Below are 15,620 nucleotides of genomic sequence, written 5' to 3' on the forward strand. Positions count from 1 at the left end.
GGGCCGTTGGTGCTCCTGGTGGCGGGTAGAGGATTCGAACCTCTGTAGCTTTCGCGACGGATTTACAGTCCGCTCCCATTGGCCGCTCGGGCAACCCGCCAGGGCACCCCACCGCGTCGCAACGCGGCGGCGGTAGCAAGGATAGCGGCTCCCCCCGGCAGGAGCGCAACCGGGTACCGTCAGGGGGTCGTACCGCTGGTCAGCGGGGGACACACGACCACAAACCGCCGGACAGCAGGAGCATGAGCATGGCAGCCAACCCGTCGTTCGACATCGTGAGCAAGGTCGACCGCCAGGAGGTCGACAACGCCCTCCGCCAGGCGGAGAAGGAGCTCGCGACGCGGTTCGACTTCCGGGGCACCGGCGCCGAGATCTCCTGGTCGGGCGAGGAGGCGATCAGCCTCCAGGCGGAGACCGAGGAGCGGGTGCGGGCGGCGTTGGAGGTGTTCAAGGAGAAGCTGGTCAAGCGGAACATCTCGCTCAAGTCGCTGGACGCCGGCGACCCGCGCTCGTCGGGCAAGACGTTCAAGATCGACTGCAAGGTCATCCAGGGCATCGACTCGGACAAGGCCAAGGCGATCAGCAAGAAGATCCGCGACGAGGGCCCGAAGGGCGTCCAGGCGCAGATCCAGGGCGACCAGCTCCGGGTCACCGGCAAGAAGAAGGACGACCTCCAGGCCGTCATCGCGCTGCTCAAGGGTGAGGACTTCGGCGTCGCCCTCCAGTTCACCAACTACAGGTAGCCGTGAGGCGTGGCGCTGGCCAGAAACCTGGCTACGCCCCGTGACGTACGCGAACATGTTCGCCGCCGGTCGTCGTTCGTCATGCCCTGGCTGACGTTCGACGGCCTGGCGGCGGCCCGGGGTGACGCTGTCCACCAGCAGATTCGCAGCACGGCCGGACGGCTGACATGAGCTTGGGACCGGACGCGGATCTCGGCCCCAGGCTCGGTGCCGGCTGGCGGTCGAGGCACAGGCGGGACGGCCACGCTCTGCGTGGCGGACCCTCATGCGCCGGTGTCGACCGCTGCGGCAAGCACGAGCAGTCCCGCCGACCGCTACGGGGTGAGTAGCGGTACTCGTGCGGCCGGGTGGGACCTACGAGATCCTGCCCTCATGCCTTCCATGGATGGGGAGCTGATCTCCAGGTCAGCGGTGCCGCTGCAAGCTACCGGCTGCCTACCTTGAGCAGCCGGCCACACTCGCCCAACACGAAAGTCGCCGCTCTGGCGCCGAGGTGGCCGTTCGGCCCGCGCCGATGCGATCGGCTGTCGATCTCGACATGGCGCGGATGGAGCGTCGTCACGGGGACGGCGGTTCTTGCCGGAGTCATGGCGGGATGCGGCGTCTCAGGTGATTCTCCCGCACGCACCGCCGAGGCTGAAGCGAACGCCCGGGACATGGTGGCCCAGGTCGTCGCCGACCTCCAGGTCCGACCCGGCTCCCACCCACGTACGGCCGACGAGATCGGCCGGGCACTGGCTGATCGTTCGGAGGCCGACCTGATAGCGATCTCGGGATCGGACACCGCCCGTCCTGGCGGCGTCACCGCCGTGCTTCGAATCGCCGGCAGGGGTACAGACGGCTCGTGGCTGGAACCGGAGTGGGTCGTCGAGGACTTCTGCTTCGAGTTGCGCTTCGCCCCCACCGCTCCGACGTCCCCACGGAGCGTCCCCTGCCCCTCGCCTGCCGCCAGGCTGGATTTCCCCCCGCCTGCCAGGCCGAGGGTGCCGTCGCCGGACGAGTTACGTGCTGCGCTCTCGGCGACCGCCGCTGACGAGGCCGGCGTACGTGCGGCGCTCGCCAGGCTCTCCGTCGACGCCACAGTCCGGGTCGACGTGGCGACGGGGAGCGGGGCAGTGGGCGTGGCGTTGCGCTTCCCGCTCGAAGAGAGCGGGCGGTACGGATGTGTCTTGGCGCGTATCCGCACCGGGAGGGTGGAGGCATGGCACCCTGCCGACGTCCAGACGCAGCCAGGGGAGTTGGCCTGCCTGGCAGCAGAGAGCCTCGTCGGATCCGGCATGCGACCCCCGGCGTGAGGTGAGACCTCGCCACGTGGTCGGCGGCGACGGTGGTCGGCTCGTCCCGGCCTGCGGAGTGCTGCTCGCGCCCCTCACCCCTTGACGGCGGCGAGTTGAGACGCCGGCAAGGGACACGCGCCGCTCGGTGCCCCCGTTCGTCAGTGAACTGCTGGTTTCGGGGCCTTGGCCGGGGTCGCTGCGGCCGGGGTTGTCGGAGGAGGCTGCCAGAATGGCCGCCGATTCGACCGGCCGACGCGGAAGTGGTGGGACCATGGGCAGTGTCCTGTCGTTCATCCGGGTGACCCCGGAGGAACTGGACCGGGCGATGGCGGACCCGGAGTGGGCGATGGAGCAGGTGGTCGACGACGAGGACCGGCCGGATTGCTACCTCGACAAGGCCTGGGCCGGCATCCAGTTCCTGCTGGACGCGGCCGGGGTGAGAGTCGATCTCTACGATGACGGCGACGTCATCGACGAGGAGTGCACCCTCCTCGCGTGGGACGCCGGCATGGTCGCCGACGCCGCTCGGGCGCTGAACGCGGCGCCGTTCGAGGTGCTGGCCCGTCACTTCGACCCGGAGCGGATGACCGAGCGGAAGGTCTACCCCCAACTCTGGGACGACGATGACCTGGACTACCTGGAGCGCCACCACGCCGAGTTGGTCGAGTTCTTCGCGGCGACGGCCGCCTCGGACGACGCCGCGGTCCGGTACTTCAACTTCTGACGCCGTCGGCGAGGGAGCGCGCGGCGCGGTGACCGTCAGCCCGCGGCGGGCTGACGCGGCCGGCGCGGGGAGCGCGCGGCGCGGCGACCGTCAGCCCGCGGCGGGGGTGGCCGGCCGGGGCGCGCGCGCCAGGGTGAGGACGACGGCGAGGGAGGCGGCCGCCGCACCGGTGATCACCACCGCCATCGGGACGGCGCTGCCCTCGCCGCCCAGTCCGACCAGCGGCGCCGCCGCCGCTCCGACCACCGACTGGATGGCCCCCAGCAGGGCGGCGGCGGTGCCCGCGTGGGCGGCGTGCCGATCCAGGGCGAGCGCGGTGCCGTTCGGCGTCACCATGCCGAGCGACCCGACGAAGACGAACAGTGCCACCACGACCAGCGGCAGGGCGTCGAGCAGTGCGCCCGCGAGCACCCCGACGGCGGCCAGCACTCCCACCCCCAGTGGCGTGAGCAGCAGCCTGCGAGGCTCGAAGCGGTCCAGCAGGCGGGCGTTGACCTGGCCGACGGCGACCAGGGCGAGCGCGTTGACGCCGAAGATCAGGCTGAAGGTGCCGGCCGAGACGCCGAAGACGTCCTGGAAGACGAAGGACGACCCCGAGATGTAGGCGAACAGCCCGGCGAAGGCGAGGCCCTGCGCCAGCGCGTACCCCAGGAAGATCCGGTCGGTGAAGAGCGCGCGGCCGGCGGCGGCCGTGGCGGCGAGGCCGCCGGTGCTGCGCCGCGACGCGGGCAGGGTCTCCGGCAGCCGCCACGCGACGGCGGCGGCGAGCAGGACGCCGATCACGGCGAGGGCGACGAAGACGGTACGCCAGGAGCCGAAGCGCAGCACCAGGCTGCCGAAGGCCGGCGCGGCCATCGGGGCGATGCCGAAGACGAGGGTGAGCCGGGAGAAGTACTTCGCGGCGTCCCGCCCGGCGTAGAGGTCCCGGACGACGGCGCGGGCCACCACCACGCCCATGCCGCCGGCGAAGCCCTGGGCGAAGCGCGCCGCGGCCAGCGCCTCGGCCGACGGCGCGGCCGCGCAGACCAGCGACAGCAGGGTGTACGCCCCGACGCCCACGAGCACCGGCCGGCGCCGCCCCCAGCGGTCGCTGAGCGGGCCGGTGACCAGTTGGCCGAGCGCCATGCCGATCAGGCAGGTGGTCAGGGAGAGCTGGATCTGCGCCTGGCTGGCGGACAGGTCGCGGGTCATCTCGGGGAACGCCGGCAGGTAGGTGTCCAGGGAGAGCGGCCCGAACGCGGTGATCGTCCCGAGCAGCACCAGCAGCACGGCGGCGGCCCGTCCCGTCGGCGCGGCGACGCGCTCGGCCGGGCGTGCGGGCGGCGCGGTGGCGTGCGGCATGGAGGTCCCCTCGGTGACGGCTGGTCCGTTTACGCTAGCTCTGCCTACAGAGCTGTTGAAGCGTGGAGAGTGCCCTGTGACGGACGAGACGATCGACCAGCTCGGCGCCGCCCTCGGCGACCTGCACCGGGTGCTGCGCCGGGCGGCCAGCCAGCGGGCCGGCCGGGTCGCGCTGCCCGACGCCCAGGTCGAGGTGCTCCGGTTGGTGCAGCGACAGCCGGGGATCGGCGTCCGTGAGGCCGCCGAACGGTTGGGCACCGCGCCGAACACGGTCAGCACGCTGGTCGGCGAGCTGACGGCCGCCGGGCTGCTGCACCGCGAACGCGACCCGGTCGACCGGCGGACCGTCCGGCTGGAGCTGACCGACGCGGCGCGGGAGCGGATCGCCGCGTACGGGCGGCACCGGCGCGACCTGCTCGGCGCGGCGCTCACCGAACTGGACGACCCGGACCGGGAGGCGCTGCTCGCCGCCGTGCCGGCGCTGCGTCGCCTGGCCGACCGGGTGACGCGGCAGCGCTGAGGCGTCGCGCCGGGCGGGTGCAGGCCCGCGCCCGGCGGCGTATCCGGCGCGGCCGGCCGGAGTTCGGCGCCGTCGTCAGGGACGGGGTGCGCCGCCGCTCAGGCGCGGACGAGCTCCTCGGCGCGTACCGCGGTGGCCTCCGCGCGGGCGATGGGCCCGGCGGGCAGGGCCGCGATCCCGGCCCCGACGGCGACCGCCGCCCCGGCGAAGAGGAACGCCCAGGGCACCCCGCCGGCGTGGTCGACGATCAGGCCGGCCACCGCGCCGCCGGCGGCGCTGGCGCCCACCGACATGGTCACCACCCAGGTGTACGCCTCGTTCAGCATGCTCGTCGGCGAGACCCGGCCGACCAGGGTGTTCTCCAGGGTGAGCGCGGGGGCGATCGTGGCGCCGCCGATCACCAGGGCGGTGCCCAGCGCCGCCGGGGTGGGCATCACCGCGAAGACGGCGAAGCTGGCGGCCACCGCGGCGAGCAGCCACGCGAACTGCCGGGTCATGTTCCGGGCCGGCTTGCGGACGCCGAACCAGAACCCGCCCACCGCGCTGCCGACGCCCCAGACCGCCAGCAGCACGCCGGCGAGGCTGTCGGGGTCGTCGGAGGTGTAGTCGGTCGCGAACGCCGGCACGGTCACGCCGGCCGCCCCGAAGGCGATGCCCAGGCTGCCCACGCAGAGCAGCAACGCCGGGAAGCCGGCGACGCGCAGCGGCCCGAGCCCCCTGGTCTGGTGCTCACGCGGGTGCGGCTGCCAGCCGCGCATCACCCGGCCCAGCGCCACCGCCGTGGTGCCGACGAGGGTCACCACGGCCGAACCGACCAGGGCCGCCCCGGCGTCCGCGACCAGGATGAAGCCGGCGACCAGCAGCGGGCCGAGCACGAAGACGATCTCGAAGAGGGTGGTCTCGGCCGCGAGCGCGGTGTTGCGCAGGTGCCGCCGGCCGGAGGCGGGCGACGTGAGGTCGTTCCACGCGCCCCGGATCGCGGCGGTCAGCGGCGGGTACGTGGCCCCGGCCACCCCGGAGGCCACGAAGACCAGCGCCAGGCTGCCGGCGTCGGAGCGGGCGGACCAGAGCAGGCCGAGCAGGGCCAGGGGGTGGGCGACCGCGGTGCCGAGCAGCACCGGGCTGGGGCCGATCCGGTCGGCGATCCGGCCGGCCACGGGGCTGAGCGCGGCGCCGGCGAGGGCGTAGATGCCCCCGGCGACGGCCGCGAGCGAGTAGCGACCGGTGACCTGCTCGACGACCAGCAGCAGCGCCAGCGGCGTCATCCCGATCCCGAGCCGACCGATGATGCCGGTGACCAGCAGCATCGGCGCTCCGGGGATCCGCCAGACGCCCAGGTACTGGCGCAGTGCGGCCACGGTCGACCTCCAGGGGACATGTAATGAGCGGGAAACGTTTCGACCCTAACGCCGCGCGCCGGGCGGGCGAAACGGTTAACGCGGTCACACAGCGGTCCGCCCGCGCCCGGGAGACCGGGCACGGGCGGACCGGGTGATCAGCGCCTCAGCGCGGGAACCGCACCGGGCCGCCGCTCACGGCCAACTGCTCCAGGCGGGCGACCCGCTCCTCCATCGGCGGGTGGGTGGAGAAGAGGGCGGCCACGCCGCCGCCCCGGAACGGGTTGTCGATCATCAGGTGGGCGGTGCTGGTGAGCTGCCCCTGAGCCGGCAGCGGCCGGCGCTGGGTGCCCATGTGGATCTTCCGCAGGGCGCTGGCCAGGGCCAGCGGGTCGCGGGTCAGCGCGGCGCCGGAGGCGTCCGCCTGGAACTCCCGGCTGCGGCTGATCGCGAGCTGGATGATCGTCGCGGCGATCGGGCCCAGGATGATGGTGAGCAGCAGCACGGCCGGGTTCGGGGCGTCCTCGTCGTCGCCGCCACCGAGCGGGATGAACCAGGCGATGTTCGCCAGCGTGGTGACGATGCCGGCCAGACCGGCCGCCACGCTGGAGATGAGGATGTCCCGGTTGTAGACGTGCGACAGCTCGTGCCCGATCACCCCGCGCAGCTCGCGCTGGTCGAGGATCTCCGTGATCCCCTGCGTGACGCAGACGGCCGCGTGCTGCGGGTTCCGCCCGGTCGCGAACGCGTTGGGTTGGGACGTCGGGCTCACGTAGAGGCGCGGCATCGGCTGGCCGGCCTCGGTGGCCAGCTCGCGGACCATCCGGTACAGCTCGGGGAACTCCGCCTCGCTGACCGGTTGCGCCCGCATCGAGCGCAGCGCGAGCTTGTCGGAGTAGAAGTAGGTGACGCCGTTCATCGCCAGCGACAGGACGACGGCGATGACCAGTCCGCCACTGCCGCCGAACCAGTAGCCCACCGCCAGGATCAGCGAGGTGAGCAGGCCGAGCAGCGCGGCGGTCTTCAGACGGTTGTGATGCACGGTCACTCCTTCGGTGCACGGACCACGCGGGATCCGCTGACCGGTTCAACAACCCGGTACCCGCCAACCATCCGTCTCATGGCTGTGAGTTGCCTGGGATGTCCGGAGTCGCCCACCGGCGATTACCGCCGCGAACAGCGGGAATCCGGGCGCGGGAGCCGGCTGCCGGGAGCGCTCAGCGGGCGGCGACGTCGAGCACGAGCTGCGGGGCGAAGCCGATCACCACGGCGACCACCGTCGCCACGACCAGCACCGCGCCGACCGTCCGCGCGCGCACGACCGGGGCGGTCGGAGACGCGGGCGAGGCGGCCGGGGCTGCCCAGAGAGCGGCGGTGAGGCGCAGGTAGTAGGCGAGGCCGATCACCGCGTTCACGGCCACCACCACGGCCAGCCAGCCGGCGCCACCGTCCAGCAGCGAACGGACCACGGTCACCTTGGCGAAGAGGCCGGCCAGGCCCGGCGGCAGCCCGGCGAGCCCGATCAGCGCCAGCCCGAGCGCCGCCGCGCGCCACGGGTGCCGCCGGCCCGCGCCGCGCAGGTCGGCCACCGTGCCGCCGTCCGCGCCCGCCGGGCGCAGCGCCACCACGGCCGCGAAGGCCGCCAGCTCCAGCACCACGAAGAAGACGGCGTACGCGACGGCGGCCGCGTACGCGGCGTCGCGGGCGTCGGTGGTGCGCCCGGCGGCCAGCGCCAGCGCGCCGAGCGGGGCGAGGATGTAGCCGGCCTGGGCCACCGAGGACCAGGCGAGCAGCCGGACCGTACGCCGCTGGCGCAGCGCCACCAGGTTGCCGACGGTCATCGTCAGCACCGCGAGCAGGGCGAGCACCGGACCGGTCACGTCGGCCGGCAGCGCGTGCCGCACGACGGCGAGCAGGGCCACCACGCCACCCAGCTTGGAGGCGGTGGACAGGTAGGCCGCCACCGGCAGGGGCGCGCCGTCGTAGGTGGCCGGGGCCCAGGCGTGGAACGGCACCGCGGCCACCTTGAACGCCAGCCCCAGCACCACCAGCGCCACGGCGGCGGTGGTCAACGGCAGATCCAGCAGGTCCGGCCGGTCGGCGAGGAGCGCGCCGATCCGGCCCAGGTGCAGCCCGCCGGTGGCCGCGTAGAGCAGCGCCGCCCCGAGCAGGGTCAGCGTGGTGGCGACCACGCTGACCACGAAGAACGTGACGGCCGCCTCGGCGCTGGCCAGGCTGCCCCGGCGCAGGCCGACCAGGACGTAGAGCGGCAGGGTGAGCGTCTCCAGCGCCACGATCAGGGTGATCAGGTCGCCGGCCGCGCCGAGCACCACGCCGCCCGTCATCGAGCAGGCGAGGAGGAAGGCGTACTCCCCCGCCGGCGACTGCCCCGCCCGCAGCAGCGGCCCCGACAGCGCGAGCACGCCGAGGGTGAGCAGCGCGACGACGACGGCGACCAGGGCGGCCCGGCCCCCGAAGACGTACGAGCAGTCGGGGCCGACGCAGAACGTGCGCCGCTCGTCCCCGCCGCCGACCAGGGCCGCGCCGAGGGCCGTGGCCACCGCGCCGGCGGCGGCCGTCGCCAGCGTGACCCGGGCCCGGGCGACCAGCAGGTCGGCGAGCAGCACCAGCACGGCCGTCCCGGCGGCCAGGTACGTCGGGAGCAGCGCCACGTTGTCGACGCTCTGCACCACGCTCACGCCGGCACCTCGCCGCGTCCGCTCCGCCGGCCCGACACGCTCATCGCAGCACCTCCACCAGGGCGTCGACCGGGGCCTCGGCGACGCCGAGCACCAGGGTCGGGGCCAGACCGACCGCGAGGGCGAGCAGCACCAGCGGCGCCCACGCGACCAGTTCCGCGCGGGCCAGGCCGGGGGCCAGCCGCCCGACCGCCGGGCTGGGCCGCCCGTGCGTCACCCGCCGCAACAGCCGCAGGAGGTACGCCGCGGTGAGCGCCCCGCCGACCGCGGCCAGCACGCCGAGGGTGGTCCAGAGCGCCCCGCCGACCTCGACGGCGGCCACCACCGCGAACGCCTCGCCCCAGAAGCCGGCCAGCCCGGGCAGGCCGAGCGAGGCGACGGCGGCGAAGCCGAGCAGCCCGGCGAGCCGGGGCGCGGTCTCCCGCAGCCCCGACAGCTCGTCCAGCGACCCGGTGTGCGTACGGTCCTTGATCGCCCCGGCGAGGAAGAAGAGCAGGCCGGTGATCACCCCGTGCGCCACGTTGCCGATCAGGGCCGCCTGGATGCCGGTGGCGGTGAGCGTGGCCACCCCGAGCAGCACGAAGCCCATGTGCCCGACGCTGGAGTACGCGATCAGCCGCTTCAGCTCGCGCTGCGCGAGGCAGACCAGCGAGCCGACCAGGATGGCCGCGACCGCGAGCGCGCCGAGCACCGGGGCGGCCCAGCGGGCGCCCTCCGGCGTCACCCCGACCGCGATCCGGATCAGCCCGTACGTGCCCATCTTGAGCAGCACCCCGGCGAGGATCACGCTGCCGACGGTGGGCGCCTGGGTGTGCGCGTCGGGCAGCCAGGAGTGCAGCGGCCAGAGCGGGCTCTTCACCGCGAAGGCCAGCGCGAGCAGGGTGAAGGCGGCGAGCTGGGTGCCCCGGGACAGGCCGGTCCCGCCGGTGAGCGCCACGATGTCGGCGGTGCCGGCGGCGGCCACCACCGTGTAGACCCCGACCAGCAGCAGCACCGAGCCGAGCAGCGTGTAGAGGGCGAACTTGCGGGCCGCCCGCCGCCGGTCCGCGCCGCCCCAGCCGGCGATGACCGCGTACATCGGGAGGAGGACGACCTCGAAGAAGACGAAGAACAGCACGAGGTCGAGGGCGAGGAAGGTGCCGAGGATGCCGACCTCCACGACCAGCAGCAGCGCCACCAGCGCCCGCCCGCTGCCGCCCTCGGGCACCCGCCACAGCGTGTAGCCGCAGCAGAGCAGCGTGAGCAGGGCGGTCAGCACCACCAGCGGCCAGGAGATGCCGTCCACCCCGAGGTGGAAACGCAGGTCCAGGCCGGGCACCCAGGGCAGGTCCAGCCGGTGCCACGGACGCACGGCGGGAGCGCCGGCCGCGTACGTGGTCCACGTGCGGTCGCCGAGGAAGAGCAGCGCGGCGGCCACCAGGGTCAGCGCGGCGACGGCCGTGCCGACCGCCCGCGCCGCCCGGTCCCGGGGCGTCGCCGCCACCGCCAGCGCACCCAGCGCCGGCAACGCCAGCACCGCCACCAGCAGGAATTCCCCCAGGTTCATGCGGCCCCTCCGACCAGGGCGGCCGCCAGCCCGATCAGCAGCGCGCCGGCCAGCACCCCGGCGGCCGCGCGCGGCAGCGCGGCCCGGTGCAGGGCCGCCAGCCCGCCGCCGAGGCCGCGCGCGGCCCGGCCGCTGCCCTCGACCGCGCCGTCCACCACCACCTCGTCGGCGGTACGCGCCGCCCGGGCCAGCGCCCTGGTCGGGCGTACGACCAGGGCGCGCTGGACGTCGTCGAGCCGGAACGCGGCGGCGAGCACCGGCCGCAGCGGACCGAGCGCGGTGGCCGGGTCGGCGGCCGGGTCCCGCCGCCAGCGGGCCCAGGCGAGCCCCGCGCCGACGGCCAGCAGCGCCAGCGGCAGCAGCAGTTCCGGGCCGACGTGGATCAGGGCCTGCTCCCCGGTCGGCTCGCCGGCGGTGGACGTAGGCAGGAGCCGGCGGGCGAGGGCCCGGGCGAAGCCGGCGAGGCCGAGCAGGGCGGCGGGCACGGCGAGCAGCAGCACCGGCCAGCGCATCACGGCGGGCGGGTCGTGCGGGTGGGCCAGCGGGATCCGCGTCCGGCCGAAGAAGGTGCGCAGCAGCAGGCGGGTGGCGTACCAGGCGGTGACCGCGACGCCGACGAGCCCGGCCAGCCAGACGAGCCAGCCCACCCAGGACGGTGCCGGGCCGGCGCCGCGCAGGGCGGCCTCCCCGGCGGCGGCCAGCACGCCGTCCTTGCTCCAGAAGCCCGACAGCGGCGGCACCCCGGCCAGCGCCCCGAGCCCAACCACCGTGCACCAGAAGGTGACCGGCATGCTGCGGCGCAGCCCGCCCATGCGGGACATCAGCGTGGTGCCGACGGCGTGGATCACCGCGCCGGCGGCGAGGAAGAGCAGCGCCTTGAACGCGGCGTGGGTGAGCAGGTGGAACAGCGCGGCCGGCGTGGAACCGACCGCCAGGGCGCCGGTCATGTAGCCGATCTGGGAGACCGTCGACCAGGCCAGCACGCGCTTGAGGTCGTCCTGCGCGGTGGCGGCGAACGCGCCGAGCAGCAGGGTGACCGAGGCCATGACGCCCAGCACGGCCAGCGCGACGGGCGTCGCCTCGAACAGCGGGTAGAGCCGGGTCACCGCGTACACGCCGGCGGCGACCATGGTGGCGGCGTGGATCAGCGCCGAGATCGGCGTCGGGCCGGCCATCGCGTCCGGCAGCCAGGTGTGCAGCGGGAACTGGGCGCTCTTGCCGGCGACCCCGGCGAGCAGCAGCAGACAGGCGGCGGTCAGCGTGCCGGTGGCGTGGTCGTGGGCGAGCACGTCGCCGATCCGGAAGGTGCCGGCCGAGACGCCGAGCAGCGCGATGCCGAGCAGGAAGCCGACGTCGCCGACCCGGGTGACCAGGAACGCCTTCATCGCGGCGGCCGGCGCCTCGGGCAGCCGGCGGTCGTGGGCGATGAGCAGGTAGGAGCAGATGCCCATCACCTCCCAGCCGACCAGCAGCAGGATCAGGTCGCCAGCGACCACCACCAGCAGCATGGCGGCGGTGAAGAGGCTGATCTGCGCCGCGTACGGCGGGTAGCGGTGGTCGGTGTCGACGTCGTCGTGCGGGCCCCGGCGCAGGTAGCCGATCGAGTAGACCTGCACGGCCAGGGCCACCGCGGCGACCGCGACGGCGACCACCGCGGCGGCCGGGTCCAGCCGGACGCCGAGGGTCACGGTCAGCCCGCCCAGGTCGACCCAGGTGGTGGACGCCGCCGCGGGCCGGTCGAGGGTGACCAGCAGGGCCACGGCGAGCGCCAGCGCGCCGGCCGCCCCGGCCACGCCGAGCGCGACCGCCACCCGCCGGGCCCGGTCCCCGCCCGTCCCGGCGCCGCGCGGCGAGGGCGGCAGCAGCAGGCCGAGCAGACCCGCGGCCAGCGGTACGGCCGGCAGCAGCGCGCCGAGCAGGGTGGTCGTGCTCACCGTTCCCCCTCCGGTCGGTCGAAGGGACCGGTGTCGGCCCGCACGGGGCGCCCGGCCGCGACCGGCTCCGCCGCGCGCTCGGTCAGCGGAACCTCGTCGACGGCGACGCTGGCCCGCAGCCGGTAGAGCTGGAGCACGATCGCCAGGCCGACCCCGATCTCGGCGGCCGCCAGCACGATCACGAAGAGCGCGAACACCTGCCCGCCGTGCGGCAACTGCGCCCGTACGGTGGTGTCGGCGGTGACCAGGATCAGGTTGACCGCGTTGAGCATCAGCTCGACGGCCATCAGCACCAGCACCGCGTTGCGTCGGCGCAGCACGCCGTAGACGCCGAGGCCGAACAGCAGCGCGGCGGTGACGTACGGGATGACCGGCCTCACCGCGACCGCCCGCCGACGCCGCCCGGTCCGCTCCCGGTGGCCGCCGCACCCGACCGGTCCGTGGCGGGCCGGCCGGAGCCGGGCCGATCTGCCCCCGGCCGGCCGATGTCGGGGCGGGAGAGCACGATCGCGCCGACCAGGGCGGCCAGCAGCAGCACCGAGAGCACCTCGAACGGGAGCACCCAGCTGCGGAAGAGCTGGTCGCCCAGGCGTTCCGCGGTGCCCGCCTCGGGCAGCTCCACGGCCGTCCAGCGGTAGGCGTCGACCAGCAGGGCGGCCAGCCCCAGCCCGGTGCCGCCGCCGATCAGCGCGGCCGGCCAGCCCGGCCGGTCCAGGTCGTCGGAGGCGCCGATCGGCGCGCGGGTGAGCATCACCGCGAAGAGCAGCAGCACGACCACCGCGCCGACGTAGATCAGCACCTGCACCCAGGCCACCAGCTCGGCGGTGAGCACCAGGTACATCCCGGCCAGCGCGCCGAGACACACCACCAGGTAGAGGCCGGCCCGGACCAGGTGCCGGGTGGCCACCACCAGCACCCCCGAACCGACCGCCACCGCGCCGAGGGCGAGCAGCAGCACGTCCGCACCGGTCATGCGCCGGCCTCGGGCTCGGGGCGTACGGGCGGGGCGGTGGGACGGGCTGCGGGGGCGGCCGGAACCGCGGCCTTGCGCGCGGCGGTGGTCTCCTCCTTGGCCGGCTCGCCGTTGCGGTCGTGCGCGGGCGGCGGCGGGACGGTGCCCATCCACTGCCCGAGGTGGTCCTTGTCGTGCAGCAGGTCCTTGATGTCGTACTCGGCGTACTCGAACTCCGGCGACCAGTAGAGCGCGTCGAAGGGGCAGACCTCGACGCAGATGCTGCAGTACATGCAGAGCGAGAAGTCGATGTCGAACCGGTCGAGCACGTTGCGCTGGCGGGGGCGGGCGGCGCCGGGCACCGCCACCTCCTCCTTGTGCGAGTCGATGTAGATGCACCAGTCCGGACACTCGCGGGCGCAGAGCATGCAGACCGTGCAGTTCTCCTCCAGCAGCGCGATCACCCCGCGCGAGCGGGGCGGCAGCTCGGGGGCGACGTCCGGGTACTGCTGGGTGGTCGTGCGCCGGGTCATCGTCTTCAACGTGACTGCGAGCCCCTTGACCAGGCCCGCGCCCGGCAGGCCACGGTCTCCGCCGGCGCCGCCCGGCTCGCTGCGCTCGCTGCGGTCGCTCATGCCGACCATCCTGCCCTGTGGCCCCGGCGCGCGCGACCACCACCCGGGGTCTGCCGGCGGTACCGTGACTCCGGGGAGAGCGGCGCACCGGGAAGTCGGGGGCGTGCACGCCCACAAGCTCGACCCGGCGAAGCGGGCCTACGTCGAGCAGGCCCGGATGACCGACGGCATCCTCGTCCCGGAGCCGTGAGAGATCGACCTCCCTCGGGGCGGGATCACGCCCCGGTCCCGCTGATCCCACCCGGCGCGGGCGGAAGCATCTCCACGCCGAGCTGCTGGAGGAGCTGGAACAGCTCGTTGCAGCTCCACACGTCGACGATCCGGCCCCTGTCGTCGAAGCGCAGGAACGTGGCCCCCGAGTAGCTGACCACCTGCCCGGTCGGCGGCACCGGCCCGAACCGGCCGGCCTGGGTGCCGGCGGCCCGCCAGCGCACCGCGACCCGGTCCCCGGCGGCCACCACGTCGACGACCTTGTAGCGCAGGTCCGGGAAGGCGGCGCGGCGGTCCCGGTGCCAGGCCAGCGTCGCCTCCGGGCCGGCGCCGCCCAGCCCGGGGCACTCCGGCGCGACCAGCTCGTACGCGGACTCCTCCCGCGCGGCGTTCCACACGTCGGCGACGAAGCGGCGGGCCACCGCCCCCAGATCGGTCATCGCGGCAGCGTAGCCGCCGACCGGCCGACTCGGGCGGGGCGTCCGGGCGGGCGGCGGAGGTCGGCGCTCGGTGCGCCGCCGGGCGGCGGAGCCGCCATGATGGGACGAGCGACAGGTGACGGCGGAGGGGGCGGGCGTGGGCGGCACGACCGAGGGCGGTACGACGGGCGGCGGCCCGGCGGGCAGCGGCGACGAGGTGCTGATGCGGACCGGCGGCAAGTACGTCGAGCCGGGCGGCGAGTTCACCCGGGACCAGCGCTACATCGCCACCCGGATCACCGCCGACGGCCGGGACGGCTGGCCGGTACAGCCCGGCCGGTACCGGCTGGCGGTCAGCCGCGCCTGCCCGTGGGCGAACCGGCTGATCATCGTCCGCCGGCTGCTCGGGCTGGAGGACGCGATCTCGATGGCCGTGGCCGGGCCGACCCACGACAAGCGGAGCTGGACGTTCGACCTGGACCCGGGCGGGCGCGACCCGGTGCTCGGCATCGAGCGGCTGGCCGAGGCGTACTTCGCCCGGTTCCCCGGGTACGAGCGGGGCATCACCGTGCCCGCGATCGTGGACGTGCCGACCGGGCAGGTGGTCACGAACGACTTCGGGCGGATGAGCCTCGACCTCTCCACCGAGTGGACGGCGTACCACCGGGCGGGCGCGCCGCAGCTCTACCCGGAACGGCTGCGCGACGAGATCGACGAGGTGAGCGCGGTGCTGTTCCGCGACGTCAACAACGGCGTCTACCGGTGCGGCTTCGCCGGCGACCAGGGGGCGTACGAGAAGGCGTACCACCGGCTCTTCGACCGGCTGGACTGGCTGAGCGAGCGGCTGGCCGGGCAGCGCTACCTCGTCGGGGACACCATCACCGAGGCCGACGTGCGGCTGTTCACCACGCTGGTCCGCTTCGACCCGGTCTACCACGGCCACTTCAAGTGCAACCGGAGCAAGCTGACGGAGATGCCGGTGCTGTGGGCGTACGCCCGGGACCTGTTCCAGACCCCCGGCTTCGGCGACACCGTCGACTTCGACCACATCAAGCGGCACTACTACGAGGTACACCGCGACATCAACCCGACCGAGGTGGTGCCGCTCGGACCGGACCTGGCGAACTGGCTCACGCCGCACGGCCGGGAGGCCCTCGGCGGCCGGCCCTTCGGCGACGGCACGCCGCCCCCGCCACCCCCGGCCGCCGAACGGGTCGACCCCGCCCACACCCCGCTGGGCTGACGGCGCGCCCGCTGGCGCGGGAGGAAAGGGGCGCTCAACG

At 74.7% G+C, this 15,620-nt stretch carries 16 protein-coding genes and 1 tRNA gene; 6 read left to right on the forward strand and 11 right to left on the reverse strand.

The window, feature by feature from the left end; genetic code table 11:
* Positions 1 to 16 precede the first annotated feature (16 nt).
* Positions 17 to 100: transfer RNA gene (locus ACGF7U_RS12245), tRNA-Tyr, on the reverse strand.
* Positions 101 to 248: 148 nt separating this feature from the next.
* On the opposite strand from ACGF7U_RS12245, the gene ACGF7U_RS12250 reads away from it, so the two are divergent.
* The 3 genes from ACGF7U_RS12250 (at position 249) to ACGF7U_RS12260 (ending at position 2,744) form a co-directional block, all read left to right on the forward strand.
* Positions 249 to 743: a YajQ family cyclic di-GMP-binding protein gene (locus ACGF7U_RS12250; RefSeq protein WP_350681660.1), complete on the forward strand. Its 495-nt coding sequence runs from the start codon at positions 249 to 251 to the stop codon at positions 741 to 743.
* Between the two features lie 656 nt (positions 744 to 1,399).
* Positions 1,400 to 2,038: a hypothetical protein gene (locus ACGF7U_RS12255; RefSeq protein WP_393105693.1), complete on the forward strand. Its 639-nt coding sequence runs from the start codon at positions 1,400 to 1,402 to the stop codon at positions 2,036 to 2,038.
* A gap of 253 nt (positions 2,039 to 2,291) precedes the next feature.
* Positions 2,292 to 2,744 carry a DUF1877 family protein gene (locus ACGF7U_RS12260; protein WP_393105695.1) on the forward strand — a complete coding sequence of 151 codons (453 nt, stop codon included), beginning with the start codon at positions 2,292 to 2,294 and terminating at the stop codon, positions 2,742 to 2,744.
* Positions 2,745 to 2,834: 90 nt separating this feature from the next.
* Here ACGF7U_RS12260 and ACGF7U_RS12265 read toward each other — a convergent pair whose 3' ends face one another.
* The gene (locus tag ACGF7U_RS12265; protein WP_393105697.1) at positions 2,835 to 4,085 is read right to left on the reverse strand and encodes a multidrug effflux MFS transporter; all 1,251 of its coding nucleotides are present in this window, start codon (positions 4,083 to 4,085) and stop codon (positions 2,835 to 2,837) included.
* Positions 4,086 to 4,161: 76 nt separating this feature from the next.
* Here ACGF7U_RS12265 and ACGF7U_RS12270 point away from each other — a divergent pair, with 76 nt between their 5' ends.
* A complete protein-coding gene (locus ACGF7U_RS12270; protein ID WP_393105699.1) occupies positions 4,162 to 4,605 on the forward strand; it encodes a MarR family winged helix-turn-helix transcriptional regulator in 444 nt (147 codons plus the stop codon).
* Positions 4,606 to 4,703: 98 nt separating this feature from the next.
* Here the strand turns inward: ACGF7U_RS12270 and ACGF7U_RS12275 are convergent, their stop codons facing one another.
* The 8 genes from ACGF7U_RS12275 to ACGF7U_RS12310 form a co-directional block, all read right to left on the reverse strand.
* The gene (locus ACGF7U_RS12275; protein WP_393105701.1) at positions 4,704 to 5,963 is read right to left on the reverse strand and encodes an MFS transporter; all 1,260 of its coding nucleotides are present in this window, start codon (positions 5,961 to 5,963) and stop codon (positions 4,704 to 4,706) included.
* Positions 5,964 to 6,108: 145 nt separating this feature from the next.
* Positions 6,109 to 6,984, reverse strand: coding sequence for a zinc metalloprotease HtpX (gene htpX, locus ACGF7U_RS12280; protein ID WP_393105702.1), 876 nt, complete (start codon positions 6,982 to 6,984; stop codon positions 6,109 to 6,111).
* A 175-nt stretch (positions 6,985 to 7,159) separates the two neighbouring features.
* Complete coding sequence (locus ACGF7U_RS12285) at positions 7,160 to 8,641, reverse strand: NADH-quinone oxidoreductase subunit N (protein ID WP_393105704.1); 1,482 nt, start codon at positions 8,639 to 8,641, stop codon at positions 7,160 to 7,162.
* A 40-nt stretch (positions 8,642 to 8,681) separates the two neighbouring features.
* The gene (locus ACGF7U_RS12290) at positions 8,682 to 10,187 is read right to left on the reverse strand and encodes a NuoM family protein (RefSeq protein ID WP_393105706.1); all 1,506 of its coding nucleotides are present in this window, start codon (positions 10,185 to 10,187) and stop codon (positions 8,682 to 8,684) included.
* A complete protein-coding gene (locus ACGF7U_RS12295; protein ID WP_393105708.1) occupies positions 10,184 to 12,121 on the reverse strand; it encodes an NADH-quinone oxidoreductase subunit L in 1,938 nt (645 codons plus the stop codon). The genes ACGF7U_RS12290 and ACGF7U_RS12295 overlap by 4 nt, the downstream gene beginning before the upstream one ends.
* Positions 12,118 to 12,501: an NADH-quinone oxidoreductase subunit NuoK gene (nuoK, locus tag ACGF7U_RS12300; RefSeq protein WP_393105710.1), complete on the reverse strand. Its 384-nt coding sequence runs from the start codon at positions 12,499 to 12,501 to the stop codon at positions 12,118 to 12,120. Before nuoK ends, ACGF7U_RS12295 begins: the two co-directional genes overlap by 4 nt.
* On the reverse strand, positions 12,498 to 13,094 hold the full coding sequence (locus tag ACGF7U_RS12305) for an NADH-quinone oxidoreductase subunit J (protein ID WP_393105712.1): 597 nt from the start codon (positions 13,092 to 13,094) through the stop codon (positions 12,498 to 12,500). The genes nuoK and ACGF7U_RS12305 overlap by 4 nt, the downstream gene beginning before the upstream one ends.
* Complete coding sequence (locus ACGF7U_RS12310; RefSeq protein ID WP_393105714.1) at positions 13,091 to 13,717, reverse strand: 4Fe-4S binding protein; 627 nt, start codon at positions 13,715 to 13,717, stop codon at positions 13,091 to 13,093. Before ACGF7U_RS12310 ends, ACGF7U_RS12305 begins: the two co-directional genes overlap by 4 nt.
* A gap of 55 nt (positions 13,718 to 13,772) precedes the next feature.
* Between ACGF7U_RS12310 and ACGF7U_RS12315 the strand changes: the two genes are divergently transcribed.
* Positions 13,773 to 13,898, forward strand: a complete 126-nt coding sequence (locus tag ACGF7U_RS12315) for a hypothetical protein (RefSeq protein WP_393105716.1) — start codon at positions 13,773 to 13,775, stop codon at positions 13,896 to 13,898.
* Between the two features lie 25 nt (positions 13,899 to 13,923).
* Here ACGF7U_RS12315 and ACGF7U_RS12320 read toward each other — a convergent pair whose 3' ends face one another.
* Positions 13,924 to 14,358 (reverse strand): ester cyclase, encoded by a 435-nt coding sequence (locus tag ACGF7U_RS12320; protein WP_393105718.1) that lies wholly within the window; start codon positions 14,356 to 14,358, stop codon positions 13,924 to 13,926.
* Positions 14,359 to 14,560: 202 nt separating this feature from the next.
* On the opposite strand from ACGF7U_RS12320, the gene ACGF7U_RS12325 reads away from it, so the two are divergent.
* Positions 14,561 to 15,580 carry a glutathione S-transferase family protein gene (locus ACGF7U_RS12325; protein WP_393106251.1) on the forward strand — a complete coding sequence of 340 codons (1,020 nt, stop codon included), beginning with the start codon at positions 14,561 to 14,563 and terminating at the stop codon, positions 15,578 to 15,580.
* The last annotated feature ends 40 nt before the right edge of the window (positions 15,581 to 15,620 follow it).

Origin of the sequence: Micromonospora sp. NPDC047670, assembly GCF_043204915.1 — a bacterium.
Classification (GTDB): domain Bacteria; phylum Actinomycetota; class Actinomycetes; order Mycobacteriales; family Micromonosporaceae; genus Micromonospora.